We start from the raw sequence: 25,111 nt of genomic DNA, 5'->3' as shown, positions 1-25,111 counted from the left end.
CAGCGGGCGCGTCATGCGCCCCGTACGACGATCACGTGAACGCGGTACGGGCCGTGCGCGCCCAGTACGATGGTCTGCTCGATATCGCCCGTGCGCGACGGGCCCGACACGAAATTGACCGCGCGCGGCAATTCGCCGCGCTCCGAGCGGATCAGCGCAAATGCGTCTTCATGACCGGCGACGATCCGCGACGCGGGAACGATCGCGATGTGCGTTTCCGGCAGCAGGCCGGCCGACGCATAGGTGTCGGGGCCGGACAGCAGCACCAGCGAGCCCGTTTCGGCGGTTGCGCAAAAACAGCCCGTGAGGCCGACCAGATCACCGTCGCGCGGCTTGCGGCATTCGACCGACAGGCCTGCGCCCGCCCAGTCGAAATCGGCCAGCGTGCGCCACGCGACGGCCTGCGTCGGCAGGCCGTGAGCGGAAAGGTAGCGGGCCGCGGCGGCCGGCACATCGGCAAGCGTCGCGACTTCGTCGACCGTCGTCGACAGGCGTGCGGCTTCGTCGACGAATGCCGCGACGAGGTCGGCCGGCACCGGCGGGCGCGGGCCCTCGGGATGACGGGCGAGATAGTCGGCAACGCCGTCGCGCTCGGCCGCATCGGGTTCGGCCGCACGCCCCTGCGCCGCGCGAATGCGCGCGAGGATCTGGCGACGGGCAGCGGAAGTGTCCATGAACGGTCCTCGTGACGTTGGCGGGCGATACCGTCGGATTATACCGGCCGACCTCACCGCGACGCAGCTTTGGCCGTTCGGCCGACGCTTACTTCGACGCGTCTTCCTCGACCGGCTGCGCGATGCCGAACACCTGGCGCAGGTACGCGAGATACGCCTTGTCGTCGCACATGCTCTTGCCCGGCGTATCCGACAGCTTCGCGACCGGCTGCCCGTTGCAGCGAACCATCTTGATCACGATCTGCAGCGGCACGTAGCCGAGGTCGTTCGTGAGGTTGGTGCCGACGCCGAACGCGAGCTTGCAGCGGCCGCGGAACCGTTCGTACAACTGCATGACCTTCGGGATGTCGAGCGCGTCCGAGAACACGAGCACCTTGGTGCGCGGGTCGCAGCGATTCGCCTCGTAGTGGCGCAGCATGCGCTCGCCCCACTCGAACGGATCGCCCGAATCGTGGCGCGCACCGTCGAACAGCTTGCAGAAGTACATGTCGAAGTCGTTCAGGAATGCATCCATCCCGTAGACGTCCGACAGCGCGATCCCGAGGTCGCCGCGATACTCCTTCGCCCACATCTCGAAGCCGTAGATCTGCGAATCGCGCAGCCGCGGGCCGAGCGCCTGGCACGCCTGCAGATACTCGTGCGCCATCGTGCCGAGCGGCGTGATGTCGTGCCGCATCGCGTACAGCACGTTGCTCGTGCCCGCGAACTGCGGGCCGAGCCCGTCGCGCAGCGTGAGCGCGACCTCCTCGTGCCAGACCTTCGAGAAGCGCCGGCGCGTGCCGTAGTCGGCGATCTTGCAGTCGGCGAACTCGGGCTTCGCGCCGAGCAGCTTGATCTTCTCGCACAGCCGCTCGCGACCTTCGCGATAGTCGGGCTCGCGCTGCGTGTTGCGGAAATAGACTTCGTTGACGATCGCGAGCACCGGGATCTCGAACAGGATCGTGTGCAGCCACGGCCCCTCGATCACGATGTCGATCTCGCCGTTGCCCTTCGGCGACGGCGTGATCGAGATGTACTTCTCGTTCAGGTGGAACAGCGCGAGGAAATCGACGAAATCGCTCTTGATGAAGCGCATCCGCCGCAGGTAGTCGAGTTCGACGTCGATGAAGCGCAGCGCACACAGGCCGCGCACCTCGTCGCGGATCTCGTCGATGTACGGCACGAGATCGACGCCCGGCGTGCGGCACCGGAAGCGGTACTCGACGTTTGCGGCAGGAAAGTGATGCAGGACGACCTGCATCATCGTGAACTTGTAGAGATCCGTGTCGAGCAGCGAAGTGATGATCATGATTACGGCACCGCCAATATCGTGACAGGGCCCCGGCGCACCGCGCGCCGCCCGGTCTGTCGGCCATGTTACCCGAATGCGGGCCCGACCATCGTGAAACCGCCTGCCGCCCTGCTCCGGTCGCGCCGCCGTACCGGCGTACGGTACACGCGCCCCCGTTGGTGCGCCCCTTCGGCAGGCCGCCATAAACTAATCACGAAACGATATAAGCCGGATAGCCGACCACGCCATGCGGGTTTTGCGCTTCAGTTACAATGCCGGTTTTGGCGCAAACGCCACCCCATATATACCGCCAAGCAGGAGCGTTTTAATGACTCACGTTGTGACCGAAGGCTGCATCAAGTGCAAATACACGGACTGCGTGGATGTGTGCCCGGTGGATTGCTTCCGTGAAGGTCCCAACTTTCTCGCCATCGATCCGGACGAGTGCATCGACTGCGCCGTGTGCGTCGCCGAGTGCCCGACCAATGCGATCTATGCCGAAGAAGACGTTCCGGGCGACCAGCAGCAGTTCACCGCGCTGAACGCCGAGCTGGCGAAGGACTGGCCGTCGATCACGAAGACCAAGCCGGCACCGGCCGACGCGGACGAGTGGAAGGACGTGCAGGACAAGCTGCACCTGCTCGAGCGCTGATCGCGTAGCGGCCGCAAAAAATTTGCTCGCCGCGGCTCAAAAGTATTGACGGCTTGATCAACGCTCCATATAATCTCGTTTCTCTGCTGTTGTTGTTTGTTCCCCGATAGCTCAGTCGGTAGAGCGCCGGACTGTTAATCCGTAGGTCCCTGGTTCGAGCCCAGGTCGGGGAGCCAAAAACGCAAAGGCCCGTTGAAAGTGGACGGGCTTTTTGCTGGTAGACAAACAAGCAGATGTACCGATTTATTCCCCGATAGCTCAGTCGGTAGAGCGCCGGACTGTTAATCCGTAGGTCCCTGGTTCGAGCCCAGGTCGGGGAGCCAAATAGCGAAAGGCCCGTCATTCGACGGGCCTTTTGTTTTTCCGGCCCGCCTGTCGGCTTTCATCGCCCGGTCGCGCGCATGCTAGAGTCTCTGTCCCGCATTCGCATCCGGTTCCGTCGATGAAGCACCGCCTCCTCCGTTCAGCACCACTCGCCCTCCTGCTTTCCGCGTTCGCCGCGGCACCGCTCGCGCACGCGGAGGAAGTCGGCAGCGTCAACACCCATTTCCGCGTCACGGGCTCCGATCGCGTGGTCGTCGAGGCGTATGACGATCCGGTCGTGAACGGCGTGACCTGCTACGTGTCGCGCGCCCGCACCGGCGGGATCAAGGGCACGCTCGGTGTCGCCGAGGATCCGAGCGAAGCGTCGATCGCATGCCGGCAGGTCGGCCCGATCAGCTTCAAGGAGCCGCTCAAGCAGCAGACCGACGTGTTCAGCGAGCGCATGTCGTTCATCTTCAAGACCCTGCACGTCGTGCGCGTGGTCGACGCCAAGCGCAACACGATCGTCTACCTGACCTACAGCGACCGCATCGTCAGCGGCAGCCCGAAGAACGCCGTCACCGCAGTGCCGATGCCGGCCGGCACGACGATTCCGGTCAAGTAAAGCCCGCGCCTGCCGGGCGTGCGAGCGATACACTGACGGTTCGACCGCTCCGCGCCCGATCATGTCCGCCACCCGCCTTCCAGACTCCGCACGCTACTGGCGCACGCCGCTGCTGCCGGAGGCGGATCTCGTCACGGCCACCTATCGCGACCACACGTTCGCGCCCCACTGGCACGACGCGTACACGATCCCCGTGATTCTCGAAGGCGCGGAACGCTTCACCTATCGCGGTAACGGCTATGTCGCCGAAACGGGTTCCGTGCCCGTGATCAATCCCGGTGAAGTGCATACGGGTTCGCGCGCTGCGGACGAAGGCTGGTGCTATCGCGTCAGCTACATGCCGGTCGAATTCATCCGCGAACTCACCAGCGCGATCGCCGGCCGCCCGCAGGACGCGCCGTGGTTTGCGCCCGACGTGATTCGCGACGCCGACCTGGCGGCCCGGCTCACGCTGGCGCACCGGATGATGGAGGCCGGCAGCGAGCGCGCACTACCCTCGCAGGCGCACGGGCAGCCGGCTGACGATCCGGTGACGGGCGCACCGCGCATCTACGATCCGCTCGCCGCCGAAACGGCGATGCTCGATGCGTTGTCGACGCTGATCGTGCGCCATGCCGACGCACTGCCGCGACCGGCGCCGCTCGCAGCGGACGAACCACGCGTCGACGCGATGCGCGAGCGGCTCGCCGCCGATCTCATGTGCACGGTGACGCTCGACGAAGTCGCGCAGGCGGCCGGCCTGTCGCCGTTCCACGCGGCGCGCCTGTTCACCCGCACGACCGGCATGCCGCCGCATGCCTGGCGCAACCAGTTGCGCCTGCAGCGCGCGCTGGCGCCGCTGCGCGCGGGCGTGCCCGTCGCCGACGTCGCGGCGGCCAGCGGCTTCGTCGACCAAAGCCACTTCACACGGCACTTCAAACGCATGTTCGGCGTGCCGCCCGGGCGCTGGCAGGCGAGCTGACGCGCAGCATCCGGCCCGCCACCGCGATGCCGCCGGCGCCTGCGGGCGAGCAAGCCCCGGCTCGCCGCCCAAGCGCAAGAACATACAAGCCGGCACACCCCCTGCCCGCTATCCTCCCGTTCATGGAGGAGCACCCTTTGAACCCGACACCCGCATCGCCTGCTCGCCGCCCATTCAACGAATGGCTCGACGGCGCGCGCGACACGATTCCAATGATGATTGGCGCCGCCCCGTTCGGCGTGATTTTCGGCACGCTCGTTGGCGGTGGCCCGCTCGCCGCGTGGCATGGCGCGCTGATGTCGCTCGCCGTGTTCGCGGGCTCCGCGCAGTTCATCGCACTCGGCCTGATCGCGGGCAGCGCAAGCTTCGTCGTCGTGCTCGCGACCACGCTGATCGTGAACCTGCGCCACCTGCTGTACAGCGCGACGCTCGCGCCCTATGTCGCGCACCTGCCGCTGCGCTGGCGCGCGACGCTCGGCGCACTGATGACCGACGAGGTGTTCGCGGTCGCCTATGCGCACTACCGGCATTTCCCGCCCGGCGCGATCGGCCCCCACTACTTCTTCGGCTCGGGGCTCGCGATGTACCTGAACTGGCAGGTCTGGACGCTCGCGGGCATCGGTTTCGGCGCGGCGTTCCCGGGCCTGCAGTCGCTCGGCCTCGATTTCGCGATGGCGGCGACCTTCATTGCAATCGTCGTCCCGCAGCTCGGCACGCTGCGCTATTTCGCTGCGGCCGTGACGGCCGGCACGCTGGCGTACTTCTGGCAGGGCTGGCCGTACAAGCTCGGACTGCTCGGCGCAGTCGCCGCCGGCGTCGCGATCGGCGTCGCGCTCACGCTGCTGCACGAACGCACGCGCGCCGGCTCGCGCACGGAGGCCGCATCGTGAGCTACGCGCTGCTGATTCTCGGGATGGCCGTCATCACGTACGCGATCCGCTCGACGCTGTTCCTGTTCGGCGAACGGCTGACCTTCCCGCCGCTCGTGCGGACCGCGCTCGGCTTCGTGCCCGTCACCGTGCTGACCGCGATCATCGTACCGATGACCGTCTCGCCGCACGGCGGCACGGCCGAGCTGACCTGGCGCAATCCGCAGCTGGTCGGCGCGCTGGCGGCCGTGCTCGTATCGGCGGCAACCCGCCGCCCGCTCGTGACGATCGCAGCGGGGCTCGTGGTGTTCTTCTTCTGGCAAGGGGTCGTGTTGCCCCACTGGCTGCCCGCCTGAGCGCACGCTCGGTCACGCGCACTCAAGTTTTCGCCCGGCACGCCGATATAGGGAATGAAGACCCGCCACCGGCCTCGGCGCGCACCGGTCAGTCGACGCTGCGCCCGCCCCGGTGCGCCGTGCCGGCCGCCGGCTTGCGCGGGCCGCCATCGAGACGATTCATGGGCCAGATCACCCTTTCCCTCAAGGACGACACGCTAGAGTCCCTACGCAAGGACTACGACGCGTTCGTCCGCGTGTCGCTGAAACTCGACCCGCAGTTCGCGACGCCGTCGTTCGAGGATTTCCTGCGCGCCAAACTGCTCGACAACATGGTGCCGCTGACCGAGCACGCCGTGCAGCGAATGCTGCAGGGCGGCCAGTACGCGTGGGCAAAACGCACGCTCGACAAGGAGTTTCCGGACGTCGTCGCGATCCTGATGCGACAGGCCGGCGAATTCGGCTTCGGCTTCGCGTCACGCTCCGAATGGACCCCCGACGAACTCGCGAAGGCTTGCCGCGACTGGGCGAAAGCGATCGTCGCCGAAGCGCAGGGCGACCCGTCGCTGATCGACCCGCTCGCATCGCAGATCAAGGGGGCGGCGCAAGACATCCAGGCGCTCGAGGAGCTGATGCAGACGCCTGCGTGGCGGCTCGCGGAATCGCTGCGACAACGGGTCTACGAGGCCAAGCTCGCGTGCGAGATGAGTGTCGGCAGCACCGCGCGCGACAAGCTCGGCGAACTGCGCGGGCTGCTGCGGCTCGGACTCGCGCACGGCTCGTTCCAGAAGCAGGAAGCGCAGCAGATCATGGAATACCTGCGGCTGCTGAAGCCGGAGATCTTCGTCGAGGAGCCGTACGACGTCTTCGCACGGCTCGCCGCGTGGTTGCGCAGCGTATTCACGCCGGCTGCCGTGCGGCCGGCGCAGGGTCCGGGACAAGGGCAAGGACAGCGCCGGCCGTAACGGCGCGCCCATGCGCATCAACACATGAAAACGTCCCGGTTCGCATAACGCGAACCGGGACGTCGGGTGGCCACCGTCGCGACGCGTCGTCCGGGGCGAGCGTCGCGCGGCGCCGGGCACCGCTTACTGCGTGGTGCCCTGGGCCGATGCACCGCCCTCCGCGCCCACCGATGCGCCGCCTTCGGTCGCTTCGCCGGCCTTCGCCTTGGCCGAGCCGACATGGCTCTTGGCCGACTTCGCGGCATGCTTCGTGTGCTTCTTGGCCGAGTGGACGGCCGACGACGACGTATCCTTCGCGCCGTCGGCTGCCGCGCCAACCGCATCGGTTGCACCGCCGGCCGCATTGCCCGACGCGTTCGCGCCCGCACTGCCCTGCATGCCGGCACCGACACCCGCCGCCGGCGTCTGCGCCTGCACGCCGGCACCGGCTGCGCCCTGTACCGCCGTGCCCGTCTGGGCAAATGCGGCCGAAGTGGCGAACGCCGTCAACGCGGCACCGATCAGCATCGTACGAATCTTGGACATGGCAATTCTCCTCAGGAAGTTGTGAGCCCGGACCCCAGCGATGCGGTCCGTTGCGTCCCCCGCCGCAACACGCGGCAGGTACGACAAAAGACCCGCGGCCCGCACGGCCGGTTCTCGAATCTCTCAGACTGTTACCCACCGTTTCATTTGCTGACGAATGGCTCACATTTCCTGACAACCGCGTGCGGCAGCCGGCCGCGCTCGCGCGCCGGCCCGCCGTGCCGTATGATGCGAGGCGATTCCTCCCGCGCATTGCGCACCTTCTTCGTCATGCCCAACCTGGATTTCACGCTGACCGGCGAATACGTCGAGCTGCACAACCTTCTCAAGATCACCGGCCTCGCGGACAGCGGCGGCACCGCGAAGCTGATCGTCGCGTCCGGCGCGGTGAAAGTCGACGGCGCGGTCGAACTGCGCAAGACCTGCAAGATCCGCGCGGGCCAGGTCGTCCTGCTCGGCGACACGCGCATTGCAGTGCGCGAAGCCTAGGCCGGACGGTTCCCCCTGCCTGCGACATGGCCATCGGCGCGCGCGTTCGACATGGTTCGAATAAAGCCGTAAGCTAGCCGTCTCTCAAAATAAATACATAGAGCGCGGGCCCGCACCCGCGCGAGCGCCCATTCCATGTCGCATTCCGGTCTTACGCGGACGGCCGCCGCGCCGCCGTCCCTGTCCAGTCATGCCGCCGATACCGCGCGCCTCGCCGCGCCGCTCGCGATCGCGCAGCTCTCGCAGATGGCGATGAGCGTCACCGACACGGTACTGCTCGGCTCGCTCGGCCCCGATTCGCTCGCCGCGGGCGGGCTCGGCGCGAACTTCTTCTTCGTCATCGTGACCGTGCTGCAAGGCGTGCTGTCGTCGGTCAGCGTCAGCGTCGCGCACGCGCGCGGCGCCAAGGCCGACGAGCGCGTGCCGCACATCTACTGGACCGGCTTCGCGCTGTCCGTGCTGCTCGCGATTCCGGCCATCATCGCGCTGTCGCTGTCCGAACCGATCCTGCTGATGTTCCACGAGCCGCCATTGCTCGCGCATCACGTCGGCGAATACACCGGCATCCTGCGCTTCGCCGCGCTCGGCAGCCTGATCGGCGTCGGGCTGATGCGCGCATTCCTGCCGGCGATCGGCGCGGCGCGGCGGCTGCTGTGGGTGTCGGTCGGCGGCGTCGGCGTCAACGGCGTGCTGAACTACGGGCTGATCCACGGCGCGTTCGGGCTGCCGCGCCTCGGCTTCCTCGGTTCGGCGGTCGCGACGACGATCACGATCTGGCTCACCGCGCTCGCACTGATCTGGCTGCTGCACGGCCGGCAACGCTTCCGTCATTTCGTTACCGCCGCGCGCCCGAAGCTGCCCATGATGGGCGAACTGATCGGCATCGGCTGGCCGGTGGCGATCACGTACGGGGTCGAGTCGACGCTGTTCCTCGCAACCGGCCTGACCATCGGTGTGCTCGGCGCGACGTCACTGGCCGCGCACCAGATCGCGCTGAACGTCGCGTCGGTGGCGTTCATGGTGCCGCTCGCGATCGGCCAGGCCGCCAACGTGCGGGTCGGCTACTGGGTCGGCGCAGGGGCGCCCGTCGCCGCGCGGCATGCGGGCTTCGTCGCACTCGGCCTCGGTGTCGCGTTCATGACGCTGTCGGGCATCGTGCTGGTCGTCGCGCCGCATGCGATCGTCGGCCTATACCTGAACCTCGACGATCCGTCGAACGCGGCCACCGTATCGCTCGCCGCGTCGCTGCTCGGCATCGCCGCGGTGTTCCAGATCGTCGACGGCGCGCAGACCGTCGCATCGGGTGCGCTGCGCGGCCTGAAAGACACGCGCATCCCGATGCTCGCGGCGACCCTCGGCTACTGGGGCGTCGGTTTCCCGACCGGCTACTGGTTCGCGTTCCACGTGGGCCTCGGTGCCCGAGGCCTCTGGTGGGGCCTCGCGGCCGGCCTCGCCAGCGTGGCCGTGCTGATGGCATGGCGCTTTCATCTGAAGAGCGCGTCGCTCGTGACGTCGCCGCACTGAGCGCGACACGACGCGAAATCCCGGCCGGCGCTATGCTAGTCGGCTGAAGACCTCGAGACGCCGCGCAAGCGGCGCGGCCGCCTCACGATACGTCTGATTACGTCTGAGGCCGCGCGACGACGCGCGGCCTTTCCCCTTTCCTGGAGGAGTGGATCATGAACGAAGCAGTTCGGATGGAACGCGATACGTTCGGCGAGATCGCCGTACCGGCCGACCGGCTCTGGGGCGCCCAGACCGAGCGCTCGCTGCAGAATTTCCGGATCTCGACCGAAAAGCAATCGCCCGAGCTGATCCATGCGCTCGCGATCGTCAAGCGCGCCGCGGCGGCCGTGAACCAGTCGCTCGGCGTGCTGGCCGACGACAAGGCGCACGCCATCATCGACGCGGCCGACGAGATCATCGCCGGCAAGCATCCGCGCGAATTCCCGCTCGCCGTGTGGCAGACGGGCTCCGGCACGCAGACCAACATGAACCTCAACGAGGTGATCGCGAATCGCGCGAGCGAACTGATGGGCGGCGAGCGCGGCGAAGCGCGCAAGGTTCATCCGAACGACGACGTGAACCGCGGCCAGTCGTCGAACGACGTGTTCCCGACCGCCATGCACGTCGCGGCCGCGTACGCGATCGTCAACCACCTGCTGCCGGCGCTGCGCACGCTGCGCACGACGCTCGACGCGAAGTCGAAGGCATTCGCCGACATCGTGAAGATCGGCCGCACGCACCTGCAGGACGCGACGCCGCTCACGCTCGGCCAGGAGTTTTCCGGCTACGTCGCGCAGCTCGACCAGAGCATCCGTCACGTCGAATCGGCCTTGCCGCACCTGTACGAACTCGCGCTCGGCGGCACGGCAGTCGGCACGGGGCTGAACGCGCATCCGGAGTTCGCGGTGCGTGTCGCCGATGAAATCGGCCGGCTCGCGAAGCTGCCGTTCGTGACGGCGCCGAGCAAGTTCGAGGTGATGGCGGCCGCCGATGCGCTGGTGTTCGCGCACGGCGCGCTGAAGACGGTTGCTGCCGGCCTGATGAAGATCGCGAACGACGTCCGCTGGCTCGCGAGCGGGCCGCGCTGCGGGCTTGGCGAGCTGTCGATTCCCGAAAACGAGCCGGGCAGCTCGATCATGCCGGGCAAGGTGAACCCGACGCAGTCTGAAGCCGTGACGATGCTGTGCTGCCAGGTGTTCGGCAACGACGTCGCGGTCAACGTCGGTGGCGCGAGCGGCAATTTCGAGCTGAACGTGTTCCGGCCGATGATCGCGCACAACGTGCTGCAGTCGGTGCGGCTGCTTGCCGACGGCGCACAGAGCTTCAACGACCACTGCGCGGTGGGCATCGAGCCGAACCGCTCGCGGATCGACCTGCTGCTGAACGAATCGCTGATGCTCGTGACGGCGCTCAATCCGCACATCGGCTACGACAAGTCGGCGCAGATCGCAAAGAAGGCGCACAAGGAAGGCACGACGCTGAAGGCCGCCGCGCTCGCGCTCGGCTACCTGACCGAAGCGGAATTCGATGCGTGGGTGCGCCCTGAGGAAATGATCGGGTCGCGGTAACAGTACGACTCGGAACGGTACAACGGGCGCGGCGCGAACTGCGCGGCGCCCGCTGCGATCAAACCGCGCCTTTCGCGACTTCTTCCGGTTTCATCTCGACGATCTTGTCGAGCGCGGCCCGCACGTCGGCCGCATATTTCGCGAGCACCTTCTGCTCGTCGGTCTCGGGCACGAACGGCGGCACCGGCACCGGGTTGCCGTTCTCGTCGACCGCGACGAACACGACAAGGCAATCGGTCGTCTGGCGCAGCACACCGCCCTTCGGATCGCCGGCATGGACGGACACATGGATGTGCATGCTGGTGCGGCCCGTCGCAACGACGCGCGCCTTCAGCTCCACCAGATTGCCGACCAGGATCGGACGCTGGAAGCGGATGTTGCCGACGCTGACCGTCACGCAATAGCGGCTCGACCAGACGGCCGCGCACGCATACGCGACTTCGTCGATCCACTTCATCAGCGCGCCGCCATGCACCTTGCCGCCGAAGTTCACGGACGACGGTTCGGCGAGGAAGCGGAATACGGTTTCGGTGCGGTCGAGGGCGGCCGGTACGGGGGACGGTTGGGACATTGCGTTGGCTCCAGGCGGCAGGGGCGCTGTAATCGGCCGATTATACGTTGCACTGCGGCAACGCGTCGCGGGGCGCCCCGTATGGCGCGGCTGCCGGGGGGCTGTACCCGGCGCGCACGCGGCCGGCGCCGGTCAGCGGCGCACCGTGATGCCCTGATCGATCGTTCCGTACATCTCGATACTGCCGCCGCGCTCGCCGGCCGCGCCCGCACCACCCTGCGCGCAGGCTGCGCAGACTAGCGCGGCCGCCAGCAAACAGAAAATCGTCTTCATCGTTGCATCGTGTCACATGCGGCAGCCCGCTGCCGCCGCTTTCGGCCATTCTACGCGCGCGCCGCATGCGGCCGCAGCCCGGCTCGCCGGATCGACGACGCCGGTGCGACTGCATCCGACACTTCAGCCAAAAGCGAAACATCGAATGCGCGCGCCCACTACACTGAAGATCATCCCGCCTGACGAGACACGACGATGACCGACCAAGACGACCACCACTTTCCGGGCCTGAGCCGCATCGGCTCCCTGATCGCCGACCCTGGGCGCGCCGCGATGCTGTGGGTGCTGATGGACGGCAGCGCACGACCGGCAGGCGAACTGACGATGATCGCGGGGCTGTCGCCTTCCGCCGCAAGCGCCCACCTCGCGCGCTTGACCGAAGGCGGCCTGCTCGCGCTCGACGTGCGCGGCCGGCACCGCTACTACCGCATCGCGTCGGCCGACATCGCAGCGTCGCTCGAAGCGCTCGCAAACGTCGCCCGCGCGGCCGCGCCGCACCGCCCGGTTCCGCCGCCGTCGCGCACGGTACCAGCCGAACTGCGCTATGCGCGCACCTGCTACGACCACATGGCCGGCGAACTTGCCGTACGCATTTTCGACGGGCTCACCGCGCGCGGCTGGCTGCTCGCGGACGGCGATGCGATCGAGGCCACCGAACTCGGCACGCAGGCGCTGGCCCAATGGGGCATCGACGTCGCGCAGCAACGCACGCGCCGGCGCCGCTTCGCATGCGGCTGCCTCGACTGGAGCGAGCGGCGCTCGCATCTCGGTGGCGCGCTCGGCGCGGCGCTGCTCGAGAGCTTCTGTGCGAACGGCTGGATCGAACGTTCCGCAAGACCGCGCGTGTTGCGCGTGACCGTGCCCGGCCAGCAGGTTTTCGACGGGTGGCTTACGTCCGCTTGACGCCTGGATTGCGTCTGCACGACAACGGCGCGCGATGGACAGGTTTTGTTACATCGCGTGCCATCCGACTTACAAAACATGGGGCATTGAAACAGGCCAAGCGGATATTGTGAACTCATCGGCACGAATCGACGCGCCGCGATAATGACGAAGACGCTCACCATGGCCACCCTGTTCACGCTCAAGCGAACCGCCCGCTGCACGCTGCTCGCGTTCGTCGCGCTTGCGGCACTGCCCCCTGCATTCGCGCAATCGGCCGACGCCCCTCCCTATGCGGCCGCGGCACGGCAACCGGGCGGCGATCCGCCCAGCCGTGTCGCGCGGCTCAATTACCTGTCGGGCGCCGTGACGACCGAGCCGGCCGGCACCGATACGTGGTCGTATGCCGCCGTGAACCGGCCGCTGACAACCGGCGACCAGCTCTGGAACGATGCCGGTGCGCGCTCGGAACTGCACATCGGCTCGGCCGCGGTGCGGCTCGGCGAGTCGACGAGCCTGTCGGTGCTGAACCTCGACGACACGACGACCCAGCTGAAAGTGGGACTCGGCACCCTGTCGACGCACGTGCGCAATCTGCCGGCCGGCGGATCGTACGAAATCGACACGCCGAACCTCGCGCTCGGCATCACGGGCCCCGGCGACTATCGCGTCGATGTCGCACCGAACGGCGCGAGCACGACGGTGACGGTGCGCAGCGGCAGTGCGACCGTCTACGGCAGCAACGGCCAGTATCCGCTGTCGCCCGGGCAGCAGGTCGTGTTCACGGGCACCGACCTGCAGGTCGCGCAGCAATCGGCGGCGCCGGGCCCCGACCCGCTCGACCAGTGGGCCGCCAGCCGCGACGCGGCCGAAGAGCGCTCGGTATCGGCCCGCTATGTGTCGCGTGACATTCCCGGCTATCAGGATCTCGACGCGAACGGCACGTGGCGCGAAACCCCGAATTACGGGCAGGTATGGGTGCCGAACGACACGCCGGCCGACTGGGCGCCGTATCACGACGGCCACTGGATCTGGCAGGCACCGTGGGGCTGGACGTGGGTCGACGACGCGCCATGGGGTTTCGCGCCGTATCACTACGGCCGCTGGGCGTACGTGGACGATAGCTGGGCCTGGGTACCGGGCCCGGTGGTCGTCAGCCAGCCGCCGGTCTATGCACCGGCACTCGTCGCGTTCGTGGGCGGTGGCGGCGGTCCCGACTGGAGCGTCGCGCTCACGGTGGGCGGCGTCGCCGCGGCCGGCTGCGCGTGGTTCGCGCTCGGCCCGGGCGAACCGTGGCATCCGGGCTGGGGCGGCTGGAGCCCGCACTACTACGACCGCGTGAACCGCAACATCGTTGTGAACAACGTCAACGTCAACGTCAACGTGAACAAGACCGTGAACGTGACGAACATCACCAATATCACCAACATCAACAAGACGTACGTGAACTTCCGTGCGCCACATGCGATCACGGCCGTACCGGCCTCCGCATTCGTGCACGGCCAGCCAGTCGCACACTTCTCGCAGCACGTTGACCCGCAGCAATGGCGCAATGCACACGTCACGCCGGGTACGCCGGGCATTGCTCCGGTGCGCCAAAGCTTCACCGGCGGGCTGCGCAATGCGAGCTACCGTCCGCCGGCGGCGATTGCCCAGCACCCGTACGTCGCCACGCGCAATCCCGCAGTGCCGGCCGCGTATCGCGACCAGGCCGCCGCCCACCTCGCGCAGCAAGGCGGGCGCGTGCCGGGTGCCGGCGCGCCCGTCGTAAAGACGAACGTGCCGGCCGACTATACGGCGCGTCCGGTCCGCGTACCGGGTACGCCGGGCGGCGGCGCATGGGCGATGCACAACGTGCAGCTCGTGAATCCGCATGGCCCCGTCGTGCAGCCGTCACGCGCGCCGCGCGAAGGCCAGCCGCCTGCCGTGCAGGCCGGACGGACGGGTGCACCGGGTGCGCCGGTGCCGGGCGCGCTGAATGCCGGGCGGCCGGCGAATGGCGAACCGCCCAACGCACCGCATTTCGCCAACGGCAGCATGCCGCAGGCGCCCGGCAACGCGACGCCGCATCAGGCCTTCGGCCCCGGCAACGGTGTCCCGCATCCGCCGGTCGCAAGCAACACGCCGCTGGGCATCGGCAGCGCACACGCAGCCGAGACGCCGTCACCCGCGTGGATGCAGCCGCACACGCCGATGGAACGTCAGCGCGCCGCCCCGCCGACCGCCCTTCACGCGGCGGGCCAGAATGCGCTGCCGCCCGTGCGCAGCGCAGCGGTGCCGCGTCCGGAAGGCGTACTGACGCCGCAAGGCATGCAGCCCGGCGGCCGGAACGAAGCGCCACGAGCGCTGCCGCAACCGAGGATCGACAACACGGCGCAGATTTCGCAGCCGCGTCCGCGCCCTGATTTCCAGACGCCGGGCCAGCACGCACAGCCGCAACCGGAACGGGCCGCCCCGGCGCCGCAACCGCGCCCCGAATTCGCGCAACCGGCGCCGCACCGCGACATCGCACCGCCGCGCGTGAACGAGTACCGGCCGCCGGCGCCTGCCGTGCACGACATGCCGCGCCCGCAGCCGCAGGCGCCGCGCATGGAGCCGCGTCCGCAACCGGCGCCACGCATGGAACCGCGCCCGTCGATGCCCGCACCCCGCATGGAACCGCGGCCGCAACCGGCGCCGCACGTCGAGGCGCCACACCCGAGCAACCCGCCGCCGCAAGGCGGTCACGAAGAGCGGCATCGCCAGTAAGTGCCGCAAACATGAAACAAAAAGGCCCGACCGGTATCAGCCGGTCGGGCCTTTTTCCTGTGGGGAGCGGATCGATGCGTCCGCGCGGCCCGGGCCGCTCGATCAGACCGCCATCGGTGCGGTCAGCGGCTCATGGTGGCGATAGCCGACGAGCGAGAAATCGGACGGCTCGATCTGCTCCAGCCACTCGGGCGCATAAACGCCCGTCTTCGCGTAATCCGGCACACGCTCGGAAATTTCGAGCCGCGGGCTTTCGTACGGCTCGCGCGTGAGCTGCTGCTGCAGCATGTCGAGCTGGTTCTCGTAGATGTGCGCGTCACCGATGAAGTACGTGAACCAACGCGGCGTGTAGCCCGTCAGCCGGCCAACAAGCGCCAGCAGCGCGGCCCCTTCCGTCAGGTTGAACGGCGTGCCGAGGCCGACGTCGTTGCTGCGGATGTACAGGCACAGCGAGATTTCGCGCTTCGTCGCGTTCGGCAGGAACTGGTACAGCAGATGGCACGCGGGCAGCGCGATCTGGTCGAGCACGGCAGGATTCCACGCGTGAAACAGGATGCGGCGGTCGGACGGGTTCTCCATGATCGTGTCCAGGCACTGGCGCAGCTGGTCGATCGCCTTGTACAGCAGCACCTTTGGCGCGCCGTCTTCGTCGAAACGCGTGACGATCCGGAAGCCGCGGCGCGTCGCATCGGCGATTTGCGCATCGGCGCCCGCGTCGAGCACCTTGTAGCCCGGCCACTGGCGCCATTGCACGCCGTACACGTCGCCGAGATCGTCGACGCCCTGGCGATACGGGTTCGCGAGCCACTGCTCGTTCTCGTTCGCGTTCGCGTCCCACACCTTGCAGCCGAGCGCGCGGAAATCGGCCGCGCTGCGGGAAGCACGCAGGAAGCCGACCAGTTCGCCGATCGCCGACTTGAACGCGAGCTTCTTGGTCGTTACGGCCGGAAAACCTTGCTGCAGGTCGAAGCGGAGCATCGCGCCCGGCATGCTGATGGTGCGGATCCCCGTGCGGTTCTCCTGCCAGGCGCCGGTATCGAGAATGGTACGAACGAGATCGAGATACTGTTTCATGCGGGTTCCTTCGGCCGCGAGGGCGGCCGTACCCGCCAATTTTAGCAAGCGTGGTGAGGAAGCTCCGGCAACGGCGCCGAAAACCCTGCCAGCGTTTCGCCGCGATCGCGCATCCCGTGCGCGCACATCAGCCGGTAGAGTGTGACGCGCGACACGCCGAGTTCGCGCGCGGCATCCGCGAAACGGCCGCGATGGCGCAACAGCGCCTGCTCGATCGCCTGCCGTTCGGCCGCCTCACGCGCCTCCAGCAGCGACACGGGCGCGAGCGTCGCAAAGTCGTTCAGCTCGAGATCGGCCGCAGTGATCATCCGCCCCTCCGACATGACGATCGCGCGGCGCACGCGATTGATCAGTTCGCGCACGTTGCCCGGCCACGAATAACCGTACAGCGACGCGACCGCGTCAGGGGAAAAGCCGCGCAGGCGACGATGCGCGTCGCCCTTGAAACGCTCGAGCATGTGGCGCGCGAGTATCTCGATGTCCTTGCCGCGCGCGCGCAACGGCGGTTCCTCGATCTTCAGCACGCACAGGCGATGGAACAGGTCCTCGCGGAACCGCCCTTCGCGCAACGCCGCCTCCATGTCCACGTGCGTCGCACAGATCACGCGCACGTCGACGGGCACCGATACGTGAGCACCGAGCCGCTCGATCTTGCCTTCCTGCAGGAAGCGCAGCAGGCTTGCCTGGCTTTCGAGCGGCAAATCGCCGATCTCGTCGAGAAACAGCGTGCCGCCGTTGGCGGCCTCGACGCGGCCGATCTTGCGCTGGTTGGCGCCGGTGAACGCACCGCGCTCGTAGCCGAACAGCTCGGCCTGCAGCAGCGTCGACGGGATCGCGCCGCAATTGATCGCGATGAACGACGCCTGCGCGCGCGACGAACGCTCATGAATCGCGACCGCCGTCAGTTCCTTGCCCGTACCCGATTCGCCGGAGATGAACACCGGCGCATCGGTTGCCGCAACGCGGCGAATCGTCCTGAAGAGCCCCAGCATCGCATCGCAGGTTCCAACCATTTCGCCTTCGCTGCGTCCGGCCCCGACGGGCGGCGCAACGGGTTCCGTCAGCGCGACCATGCCGTGCGCATGACCGACGGTCTCGACGATCCGCGCCGTCTCGTACGGCATCGTCACGTAGTCGAAACAGTAGTCACGAATGAGATGGCGCAGCGTGGCGTCCTGCAACTGGCCGCGGCGCGTCGCCGCGATCCAGCCGATGTGCTGAATGCTCAGACAGGATTCGAGTTCGCGCAGATCCGAGGGCTTGAAGCCCGGCGAAAAATCGAGCAACCCGGCCGTTGCGACACCATGCTGCACGACGCGTCGTACGTCTCGCACGGTCTCCGCGAGATCGACACGCCAACCGCATTCGTCGAAATGGCCGCGCAACGCGTCGTTCGGTTCGCGCGAATAGTAGATCACGTGCCGCAGATCGGCTCCCATATCCTCACCCCGTTCCTCAACCGTCTAACGATTGCCGTGCACGCCAGGTCACGTGCGAAAGGTTCGAATCGGGTCAGCCGAAGGCGGCTCGATTCGCCATGCCGATGCGCGGCGACGACAAAGCCTCGCATGATGGCGCTTATCTCGCGTCCAGTTATTTTGATCAAGACAGCTTAGTTATAGGCACTGAATACGACAATCCGATTTCAGCGCGGTGGGCGATACGGCCGAATCGCTCAGGAGGTCGATGCATGTCAATCGTCTGCACATAGCACCTGCGCAGCGATGCGTTCTGCCATCAACGCATGCGACGATTGTCATCCTTGAAGCGTATCGATTGAATCCGCAGTATTCCCGAGCCCCCTCGTTTCAGGCCTGAAACATTTTCAGCCGTTTTCCGACACAATTCGCAACGCTTGCGCACGAATCGCAGGCTCGACAACGGTCGCGGCGCGATGGCATGCATTTCGCTGAATATGGAAAACGTCGGAGACAGCGACCATGCGAAAACATCTTTTACTTTCTTTCGTGCCGATGACCATTGCGGTCGCGGCCGCGGGCCCGCCTACGCCCGTACGCGCAGACGAAAGCTCGAGTCCGGATCACGCAATGCTGCTTGCGGCAAACGTGCCGAGCATGCAGCACGGCATCGGGTTCGGCATCGTGACCGTGTCGGCACCGCAACCGCTGCCGGCCGGCAGGACTTCAGTGACACTGTGGGACGAGATCCCCCCGCCGCCCCAGTTGCCGATGCCACTCCCGGCACCGCAGCCGGGCGACGTGCAGCACGCGATGGAAGGCACCACGCAAGGCAGTACGCACCAGTGAGCATCAATCGATCCATTTGATAAGGATCACATATTGATTTTAGCGGGCCGGACAGCATCGATCAGATGCCGGCCTCCTGCGATCTCGCAACACGAAACGGTTTTGTGCTCCGTCCCCCGGCGGGCACTCTTTTTATTCATTCCGTTGCCGCGACGCGTTGCTTCAAACGTCGCGGCGCGCAGCGCAGGAAGGCGGATGCACACATCCGGAACCGGTGCGCGCCGCCGTTCCGGTAAAATCGGCGCCATTCCGGTTTTCCTCTCCCCCGACCTTCATGACGACGTTGACCCTGATCGTCGCGCGTGCCCGCAACGGCATCATCGGCCGCGACAACCAGTTGCCCTGGAAACTTCCCGAGGATCTCGCCTTCTTCAAGCGCACGACGATGGGCGCACCGATCGTGATGGGTCGCAAGACCCATGAGTCGATCGGCCGGCCGCTGCCGGGCCGCCGCAATATCGTCGTCACGCGCGACGCCACGCGACGCTTCGACGGCTGCGATACGGTCACGTCGCTCGCCGATGCGCTGGCGCTCGCCGCGCGCGACGGGGTGCCCGAGGCGTTCCTGATCGGTGGCGCGCAACTCTATACGGAAGGCCTCGCACTCGCCGACAAGCTGGTCGTCACCGAGATCGACGCCGACTTCGACGGTGACGCATCGTTCCCGGCACCCGACGCCGCGCACTGGCAGGAAGTGTCGCGCGATGTGCACCAGGCCTCCGCGCCAAACACGTTCGGCTATGCGTTCGTCGTCTACGAGCGCAAGCACGGCTGACGTATCGCGCGCAATGAAAAAGCCCGACAGGCTCACGCCGTCGGGCTTTTTCGTTTGATGGCGGCCGATGCCGCGCGCCGCTTACTGCCCGGCGATCGTCATCTGCTCGATCAGCACCGAGCCCGTTTCCTTCGTGCCGCGCACGATCGAATCGGCGCCGATCGCTACGATATGCCGGAACATCTCCTGCAGCGTGCTCGCGACCGTGATTTCCTCGACCGGATACTGGATCACGCCGTTCTCGACCCAGAAGCCCGCCGCGCCGCGCGAATAGTCGCCCGTTACGTAGTTCACGCCCTGCCCCATCAGCTCGGTCAGCAACAGGCCCGTGCCGAGCTTCTTCAGCATCGCGTCGAAATCGTCGCCCGGCTGCGTGTTCGAGCTGCGCAGCGCGAGGTTGTGCGAACCACCCGCGTTGCCGGTGGTTTGCGTGCCGAGCTTGCGCGCCGAATAGGTCGACAGGAAGTAGCCTTCGACGACGCCATCCTTGACGACGCTGCGTGCACGCGTGCGCACGCCTTCCTCGTCGAACGGCGCGCTGCCCATCGCGCGCGGCACGTGCGGATCCTCGACGACCTGGATGTGCGGCGCGAACACCGGCTTGCCGAGGCTGTCGACGAGGAACGACGTCTTGCGGTACAGCGCGCCGCCACTCACCGCCTGTACGAACGCGCCGAGCAGCCCGGCCGCGAGCGGCGCCTCGAACAGCACGGGCACCTTGCGGGTGTCGAGACGGCGCGCGCCCATCCGCGCGAGCGCACGCTCGGCCGCGTAACGGCCCACCGCTTCGGGCGCCGCGAGATCGATTGCGCTGCGCTTCGACGAATACCAGTCGTCGCGCTGCATGTGGCGGCCGCTGCCCGCGATCGGCGCGCAGGCGATGTAGTGGCGCGAATACGGGTAGCCGGACAGGAAGCCACGCGACGTCGCGAGCACGAACTGCGAATGCTGGGCCGACACGCTCGCGCCTTCCGAATTGCGGATCTGCGGGCTGACTGCGAATGCGGCATCTTCCGCGCGGCGGGCGAGCTCGACGGCCTCGTCGGCCGTCAGCGCCCACGGGTGGTACAGATCGAGGTCGCGCGGGTCGGTTTCGAGCAGCTCGGCCTCGGCGAGGCCGGCGGCCTCGTCCTCGGCCGTGAAGCGCGCAATGTTGTAGGCGGCGGCGACGGTATCCTTGATCGCGCCCGGCGAGAAATCCGACGTGCTCGCGTTGCCGCGTTTCTTGCCGATGAACACGGTCACGCCGACCATCTTGTCGCGGTTATGCTCGATCGTTTCGACTTCGCCGCGGCGCACCGACACCGACAGGCCGTCGCCTTCGGAGATTTCGGTCGCGGCGTCCGACGCGCCGAGTGCCTTCGCATGGCGAAGGATGTCCGACGCGATTTCTTTGAGCTGGTCCTGCGTGTGCGGGAAATAGCGCGCTTGTACGTCGAGATTGGCTGCCATCGTCTTGGTATCCGGTGGCGGGCGGGCGCCCGCATGGTCAAAATGTTGCGTATCCCGCGATCATAGCAAGGTCCGGGGCCGGACACCGACAAGCTTGGGGTGTCCGCGGCGCGATACAATGCCGCCCATGACACGCAAAACCCGAATCCAGCCGATCGAGCATGCCGTCGAAGACGACGACAACGGCTACGATCGCCCCAGCAAATCCCAGTTGAAGCGCGAGATGCACGAGCTGCAGGTGCTCGGCCAGGCGCTCGTCGATCTGCCGAAAGACGCGCTGAAGCGCATGCCGATGCCCGAAAGCCTCTCGGACGCCGTGCGCGAGGCGCGCCGGATCACCGATCACGAAGGCAAGCGCCGCCAGCTCCAGTACGTCGGCCGCGTGATGCGCTCGCTGACCGACGACGAGACGGCCGCGCTGCGCACCGCGCTCGACGCGCAGCGCGGCGTGAACAAGGCCGCGACGGCCCGCCTGCACTGGATCGAACGCACGCGCGAACAGTTGCTCGCGAGCGACGACGCGCTGACCGAATTCCTGCACCAGCACCCGGAAGCCGATATCCAGGAAGGCCGCACGCTGATCCGCAACGCACGCAAGGAAGCGCAGCAAGGCAAGCCGCCGCGCTATTTCCGCGAGCTGTTCCAGTGGATCAAGACCGCTGGCGGCACGTCCGTTGCGGACGACGACGCGGCGGACGACGCCGGGGACGACCATGACGACGAAGCGTAACCACCCGGACGAGCTCGTTGTCGGCCTCGTGTCGATCAGCGACCGCGCGAGCACGGGCGTCTACGAAGACAAGGGCATTCCGGCGCTGCAGGAGTGGCTCGCCGGCGCGCTGGTGTCGCCGTGGCGCGCCGAAACGCGCCTGATCCAGGACGATGCGCCCACGATTTCCGCCACGCTCGCCGAGCTCGTCGACGTCGCGGGGTGCGACCTCGTGCTGACGACGGGCGGCACAGGCCCCGCGCGCCGCGACGTGACGCCCGAGGCCACGCTGGCCGTGGCGACGAAGGAAATGCCCGGGTTCGGCGAACAGATGCGGCAGATCAGCCTGAATTTCGTGCCGACCGCGATCCTGTCGCGGCAGGTCGCGGTGATCCGCGAGACGGCCGACCATGCGGCGCTGATCATCAACCTGCCCGGTCAACCGAAATCGATCCGGGAAACGCTCGAAGGGTTGCGCGATGCCGACGGCAAGTCGACCGTACCCGGCATCTTCGCCGCCGTGCCCTACTGCATCGACCTGATCGGCGGCCCGTATATCGAGACCGACGCCGCGGTGGTCGCGGCGTTCCGGCCGAAAAGCGCGCGGCGCTGAGCCTGTACCCAGCGCCGGGCGCGTGCCGGCCCGCTCAGGCGGCCGGCGCGGATTCGCCCGCCGAAGCCGGCGCGGCCGGAATCAGGAAATGCTCACGGTAGTACTTCAGCTCGTCGATCGATTCGTGGATGTCCGCGAGCGCCGTATGCATCGCGCGCTTCTGGAAACCCTTGTAGATCGCGGGCTGCCAGCGGCGGCACAGCTCCTTGAGCGTGCTGACGTCGAGATTGCGGTAATGGAAGAACCGCTCGAATTCGGGCATCCAGCGCGCCATGAAGCGGCGGTCCTGGCAGATCGAGTTGCCGCACATCGGCGACTTGCCGGGCGACACGTACTGCGCGAGGAATGCCTGCAACTGCGCGGCGGCTTCCGCTTCGGTCACGGTCGACGCGCGTACGCGGTCGATCAGGCCCGAGCGGCCGTGCGTCGACTTGTTCCAGTCGTCCATCTTCGCGAGCGTTTCGTCGCTCTGGTGGATCGCGAAGACGGGGCCCTCGACCGCGATGTCGAGCGTGGAATTGGTCACGACGACCGCGATCTCGATGATGCGGTCGTTATCCGGGTCGAGGCCCGTCATCTCCATGTCGAGCCAGACGAGGTTCAACTCGTTGCGCACGAGCGCGGGCTGGCTGGTGGAAGCGGCGGTATCGGTCATGAGTCATCCTGGAAAATGGCGGACGGCGCGCGGCGCCGCCCGGGCGGCCGGCATCGCATCAGCGGGCCCGGTCCGCAAGAACATATAATTCTCGCATAGAACCCTTTGGCGCCTTCGATGTCACCCTTTTCGTTCACCCTGCTGTTCGCGCTCGCCGTACTCGCGATGGTCGTCACCAAGCTGTGGCTCGCGTCGCGGCAGATCCGCTTCGTCGCGGCGCACCGCAACGGCGTCCCCGCGCAGTTCAGCGCGACCATCCCGCTGACCGCCCACCAGCGCGCGGCCGACTATACGGTCGAGCGCACCCGGCTGACGATGCTCGAGATCGTCGTCAGCGCGGCCGTGCTGGTCGGCCTCACGCTGCTCGGCGGCGTCGGCGCGCTCGACACGCTGCTCACCGGCTGGCTCGGCCGCGGCTACGGGCAGCAGGTCGCGCTCGTCGCGGCGGTGCTCGTGATCACGAGCGTAATCGACGTCCCGTTCGAGTATTACCGCCAGTTCGGGATCGAACAGCGCTTCGGCTTCAACCGGATGACGAAGCGGCTGTTTTTCACCGACATGCTGAAAAACTCGCTGCTCGGCGCCGCACTCGGCCTGCCGCTGCTGTTCGTCGTGCTGTGGCTGATGAACCAGGCCGGCAGCCTTTGGTGGCTGTGGACCTGGATCGTCTGGGTCGCGTTCCAGATGCTCGTGCTGCTGATCTACCCGACCTTCATCGCACCGATCTTCAACAAGTTCGAGCCGCTGAAGGACGACGCGCTGCGCGCGCGCATCGAGTCGCTGATGAAGCGCTGCGGCTTTGCGGCGAAGGGCCTGTTCGTGATGGACGGCAGCCGCCGCTCCGCGCACGGCAACGCGTACTTCACGGGCTTCGGCGCCTCGAAGCGGATCGTGTTCTTCGACACGCTGCTCGCGCGCCTGTCCGGCCAGGAAATCGAGGCCGTGCTTGCGCACGAACTCGGCCACTTCAAGCGCCGCCACGTGATGAAGCGGATGCTCGTGTCGTTCGTGCTGAGCCTCGTGCTGCTCGCGCTGCTCGGCTGGCTTGCGCAACGCACATGGTTCTACACCGGGCTTGGAGTCACGCCGTCGCTCGACACGAGCAACGCGGGTGCCGCGCTCGTGCTGTTCTTCCTCGCGATTCCCGTGTTCCTGTTCTTCGCGACGCCGTTCGGCAGCCTCACGTCGCGCAAGCACGAATTCGAGGCCGACGCATTCGCGGCCAGCCAGACCGACGCGCAGGATCTCGTCAGCGCACTCGTGAAGCTCTACGAGGACAACGCGTCGACGCTGACGCCCGACCCTGTCTACACGGCCTTCTACTACTCGCATCCGCCCGCCTCGCAGCGGATCGACCGCCTGATGCAGCACGCATGAGCCGGCCGACCTCCCGCAAGCCGGCACCGCGCGCGTCGGGCGCGCAACGTGCCGAAGGCCGCGTGATCGCGGCGCACGGGCGCCACTACATCGTCGCGCCCGACGATGGCGGCCCGATGCTGCAGTGCTTCCCGCGCGGCAAGAAGAGCGATATCGCGGTCGGCGACCGTGTTGCTTACGAACTCGCATCAGCCGACCAGGGCGTCATCGTCGAGATCGGCGAACGACGCAACCTGCTGTACCGTTCCGACCAGTTCAAGTCGAAGCTGTTCGCGGCCAACCTCGACCAGTTGCTGATCGTGCTCGCGACCGAGCCCTACTTCAGCGAGGACCTGCTCGGCCGCGCGCTGATTGCCGCCGAGGCGAACGAGCTGAAGCCGCTCGTCGTGCTGAACAAGATCGACGTCGAAGCCGCGCTGCCGGTCGCGCGCGAACGCCTCGCACCCTACCGCGCACTCGGCTATGACGTGCTCGAGCTGTCGGTGAAAGGCTCGCCCGACGACGCGCGCGCGCAACTGATGCCGCACCTCGCCGGGCATTCGACGATCCTGCTCGGCCAGTCCGGGATGGGCAAGTCGACGCTCGTGAACCTGCTCGTTCCCGATGCCGAAGCCGCCACGCGCGAGATTTCGGCCGCGCTCAACAGCGGCCGTCACACGACGACGTTCACGCGCCTCTACCCGCTGGAAGGTGGCGGTGCACTGATCGATTCGCCGGGCTTCCAGGAATTCGGCCTCTACCACCTGACGGAAGGCCGTCTCGAGCGTGCATTTCCGGAGTTCCGGCCGCTGCTCGCCGACTGCCGTTTCTATAATTGTCATCATCTGCACGAGCCCGGCTGCGCGATTCTCGAAGCCGTCGACGACGGCCGCATCGCGCCGTCGCGGCATGCGCTGTATGCGCAGCTCGTGCACGAGGCGAGCCAGATCGTCCGCTGATCGCGCGACAGGCGCGCGGTGGCCGGCACCGTTCG

At 67.2% G+C, this 25,111-nt stretch carries 27 protein-coding genes and 2 tRNA genes; 19 read left to right on the top strand and 10 right to left on the bottom strand.

Annotation, left to right across the window (positions count from 1 at the left end; all coding sequences use genetic code 11):
- Positions 1-11: 11 nt before the first annotated feature.
- Together ACPTTF_RS05580 and pncB are read right to left on the bottom strand one after the other, a co-directional pair.
- Complete coding sequence (locus tag ACPTTF_RS05580) at positions 12-674, bottom strand: LutC/YkgG family protein (protein WP_423370507.1); 663 nt, start codon at positions 672-674, stop codon at positions 12-14.
- An 88-nt stretch (positions 675-762) separates the two neighbouring features.
- Positions 763-1,962 (bottom strand): nicotinate phosphoribosyltransferase, encoded by a 1,200-nt coding sequence (gene pncB / locus ACPTTF_RS05575; protein ID WP_166957582.1) that lies wholly within the window; start codon positions 1,960-1,962, stop codon positions 763-765.
- Positions 1,963-2,272: 310 nt separating this feature from the next.
- Here pncB and fdxA point away from each other — a divergent pair, with 310 nt between their 5' ends.
- The 8 genes from fdxA to ACPTTF_RS05535 all read left to right on the top strand — a co-directional run bounded on the left by fdxA (position 2,273) and on the right by ACPTTF_RS05535 (position 6,654).
- Positions 2,273-2,596, top strand: a complete 324-nt coding sequence (gene fdxA, locus ACPTTF_RS05570; protein ID WP_011351384.1) for a ferredoxin FdxA — start codon at positions 2,273-2,275, stop codon at positions 2,594-2,596.
- Positions 2,597-2,696: 100 nt separating this feature from the next.
- Positions 2,697-2,772, top strand: a tRNA-Asn gene (locus ACPTTF_RS05565).
- Positions 2,773-2,843: 71 nt separating this feature from the next.
- A tRNA-Asn gene (locus tag ACPTTF_RS05560) sits at positions 2,844-2,919 on the top strand.
- Positions 2,920-3,038: 119 nt separating this feature from the next.
- Entirely contained in the window at positions 3,039-3,524 is a 486-nt protein-coding gene (locus ACPTTF_RS05555) for a CreA family protein (RefSeq protein WP_423370506.1), read from the top strand.
- Between the two features lie 61 nt (positions 3,525-3,585).
- Complete coding sequence (locus ACPTTF_RS05550; protein ID WP_423370505.1) at positions 3,586-4,485, top strand: AraC family transcriptional regulator; 900 nt, start codon at positions 3,586-3,588, stop codon at positions 4,483-4,485.
- Between the two features lie 122 nt (positions 4,486-4,607).
- On the top strand, positions 4,608-5,375 hold the full coding sequence (locus tag ACPTTF_RS05545) for an AzlC family ABC transporter permease (RefSeq protein WP_423370504.1): 768 nt from the start codon (positions 4,608-4,610) through the stop codon (positions 5,373-5,375).
- Positions 5,372-5,710 (top strand): AzlD domain-containing protein, encoded by a 339-nt coding sequence (locus tag ACPTTF_RS05540; RefSeq protein ID WP_128846180.1) that lies wholly within the window; start codon positions 5,372-5,374, stop codon positions 5,708-5,710. Before ACPTTF_RS05545 ends, ACPTTF_RS05540 begins: the two co-directional genes overlap by 4 nt.
- Positions 5,711-5,871: 161 nt before the next feature.
- Positions 5,872-6,654, top strand: coding sequence for a DUF4088 family protein (locus tag ACPTTF_RS05535; RefSeq protein ID WP_166957574.1), 783 nt, complete (start codon positions 5,872-5,874; stop codon positions 6,652-6,654).
- A 123-nt stretch (positions 6,655-6,777) separates the two neighbouring features.
- Here ACPTTF_RS05535 and ACPTTF_RS05530 read toward each other — a convergent pair whose 3' ends face one another.
- Complete coding sequence (locus ACPTTF_RS05530) at positions 6,778-7,179, bottom strand: hypothetical protein (RefSeq protein ID WP_423370503.1); 402 nt, start codon at positions 7,177-7,179, stop codon at positions 6,778-6,780.
- Positions 7,180-7,449: 270 nt separating this feature from the next.
- On the opposite strand from ACPTTF_RS05530, the gene ACPTTF_RS05525 reads away from it, so the two are divergent.
- From ACPTTF_RS05525 to fumC, 3 genes are all read left to right on the top strand, one after another.
- The gene (locus ACPTTF_RS05525) at positions 7,450-7,668 is read left to right on the top strand and encodes an RNA-binding S4 domain-containing protein (RefSeq protein ID WP_006486208.1); all 219 of its coding nucleotides are present in this window, start codon (positions 7,450-7,452) and stop codon (positions 7,666-7,668) included.
- 135 nt (positions 7,669-7,803) lie between these two features.
- Positions 7,804-9,192 (top strand): multidrug efflux MATE transporter NorM, encoded by a 1,389-nt coding sequence (gene norM / locus ACPTTF_RS05520; RefSeq protein ID WP_166957570.1) that lies wholly within the window; start codon positions 7,804-7,806, stop codon positions 9,190-9,192.
- 155 nt (positions 9,193-9,347) lie between these two features.
- Positions 9,348-10,742 (top strand): class II fumarate hydratase, encoded by a 1,395-nt coding sequence (fumC, locus tag ACPTTF_RS05515; RefSeq protein WP_166957568.1) that lies wholly within the window; start codon positions 9,348-9,350, stop codon positions 10,740-10,742.
- 58 nt (positions 10,743-10,800) lie between these two features.
- Here fumC and ACPTTF_RS05510 read toward each other — a convergent pair whose 3' ends face one another.
- Both ACPTTF_RS05510 and ACPTTF_RS05505 read right to left on the bottom strand, forming a co-directional pair.
- Positions 10,801-11,313 carry an acyl-CoA thioesterase gene (locus tag ACPTTF_RS05510; RefSeq protein WP_012328135.1) on the bottom strand — a complete coding sequence of 171 codons (513 nt, stop codon included), beginning with the start codon at positions 11,311-11,313 and terminating at the stop codon, positions 10,801-10,803.
- Between the two features lie 132 nt (positions 11,314-11,445).
- Positions 11,446-11,586 (bottom strand): hypothetical protein, encoded by a 141-nt coding sequence (locus ACPTTF_RS05505; protein ID WP_163008963.1) that lies wholly within the window; start codon positions 11,584-11,586, stop codon positions 11,446-11,448.
- 195 nt (positions 11,587-11,781) lie between these two features.
- Here ACPTTF_RS05505 and ACPTTF_RS05500 point away from each other — a divergent pair, with 195 nt between their 5' ends.
- Positions 11,782-12,489: an ArsR/SmtB family transcription factor gene (locus ACPTTF_RS05500; RefSeq protein WP_166957566.1), complete on the top strand. Its 708-nt coding sequence runs from the start codon at positions 11,782-11,784 to the stop codon at positions 12,487-12,489.
- A 162-nt stretch (positions 12,490-12,651) separates the two neighbouring features.
- Complete coding sequence (locus ACPTTF_RS05495; protein WP_423370502.1) at positions 12,652-15,216, top strand: DUF6600 domain-containing protein; 2,565 nt, start codon at positions 12,652-12,654, stop codon at positions 15,214-15,216.
- A gap of 102 nt (positions 15,217-15,318) precedes the next feature.
- Here the strand turns inward: ACPTTF_RS05495 and ACPTTF_RS05490 are convergent, their stop codons facing one another.
- On the bottom strand, positions 15,319-16,290 hold the full coding sequence (locus ACPTTF_RS05490; RefSeq protein WP_423370501.1) for a thymidylate synthase: 972 nt from the start codon (positions 16,288-16,290) through the stop codon (positions 15,319-15,321).
- 41 nt (positions 16,291-16,331) lie between these two features.
- Positions 16,332-17,729 (bottom strand): sigma 54-interacting transcriptional regulator, encoded by a 1,398-nt coding sequence (locus tag ACPTTF_RS05485; RefSeq protein WP_423370500.1) that lies wholly within the window; start codon positions 17,727-17,729, stop codon positions 16,332-16,334.
- A gap of 609 nt (positions 17,730-18,338) precedes the next feature.
- Between ACPTTF_RS05485 and ACPTTF_RS05480 the strand changes: the two genes are divergently transcribed.
- Entirely contained in the window at positions 18,339-18,557 is a 219-nt protein-coding gene (locus ACPTTF_RS05480; RefSeq protein WP_423370499.1) for a hypothetical protein, read from the top strand.
- Between the two features lie 26 nt (positions 18,558-18,583).
- On the opposite strand, the gene ACPTTF_RS05475 is transcribed toward ACPTTF_RS05480, so the two are convergent.
- Positions 18,584-18,805, bottom strand: a complete 222-nt coding sequence (locus ACPTTF_RS05475) for a hypothetical protein (protein WP_166957556.1) — start codon at positions 18,803-18,805, stop codon at positions 18,584-18,586.
- Between the two features lie 26 nt (positions 18,806-18,831).
- On the opposite strand from ACPTTF_RS05475, the gene ACPTTF_RS05470 reads away from it, so the two are divergent.
- Positions 18,832-19,332 (top strand): dihydrofolate reductase, encoded by a 501-nt coding sequence (locus ACPTTF_RS05470; RefSeq protein WP_423370498.1) that lies wholly within the window; start codon positions 18,832-18,834, stop codon positions 19,330-19,332.
- An 81-nt stretch (positions 19,333-19,413) separates the two neighbouring features.
- On the opposite strand, the gene pmbA is transcribed toward ACPTTF_RS05470, so the two are convergent.
- Positions 19,414-20,784, bottom strand: a complete 1,371-nt coding sequence (gene pmbA, locus ACPTTF_RS05465; RefSeq protein WP_166957552.1) for a metalloprotease PmbA — start codon at positions 20,782-20,784, stop codon at positions 19,414-19,416.
- Between the two features lie 127 nt (positions 20,785-20,911).
- Between pmbA and yjgA the strand changes: the two genes are divergently transcribed.
- Both yjgA and mog read left to right on the top strand, forming a co-directional pair.
- Positions 20,912-21,514 carry a ribosome biogenesis factor YjgA gene (gene yjgA / locus ACPTTF_RS05460; protein ID WP_423370497.1) on the top strand — a complete coding sequence of 201 codons (603 nt, stop codon included), beginning with the start codon at positions 20,912-20,914 and terminating at the stop codon, positions 21,512-21,514.
- A complete protein-coding gene (mog, locus tag ACPTTF_RS05455; RefSeq protein WP_080681382.1) occupies positions 21,498-22,106 on the top strand; it encodes a molybdopterin adenylyltransferase in 609 nt (202 codons plus the stop codon). Before yjgA ends, mog begins: the two co-directional genes overlap by 17 nt.
- A 34-nt stretch (positions 22,107-22,140) precedes the next feature.
- Here mog and orn read toward each other — a convergent pair whose 3' ends face one another.
- Positions 22,141-22,761, bottom strand: a complete 621-nt coding sequence (gene orn / locus ACPTTF_RS05450) for an oligoribonuclease (RefSeq protein ID WP_423370496.1) — start codon at positions 22,759-22,761, stop codon at positions 22,141-22,143.
- 117 nt (positions 22,762-22,878) lie between these two features.
- Between orn and ACPTTF_RS05445 the strand changes: the two genes are divergently transcribed.
- Positions 22,879-24,138, top strand: a complete 1,260-nt coding sequence (locus ACPTTF_RS05445) for a M48 family metallopeptidase (RefSeq protein WP_166957546.1) — start codon at positions 22,879-22,881, stop codon at positions 24,136-24,138.
- A complete protein-coding gene (gene rsgA / locus ACPTTF_RS05440) occupies positions 24,135-25,076 on the top strand; it encodes a ribosome small subunit-dependent GTPase A (protein WP_166957544.1) in 942 nt (313 codons plus the stop codon). Before ACPTTF_RS05445 ends, rsgA begins: the two co-directional genes overlap by 4 nt.
- The last annotated feature ends 35 nt before the right edge of the window (positions 25,077-25,111 follow it).

Origin of the sequence: Burkholderia crassaminum (genome assembly GCF_964265005.1) — a bacterium.
Classification (GTDB): Bacteria; Pseudomonadota; Gammaproteobacteria; order Burkholderiales; family Burkholderiaceae; genus Burkholderia.
The sequence above is the reverse complement of the archived record's forward strand: the minus strand, read 5'-3'. Positions and strand labels throughout refer to the sequence as shown.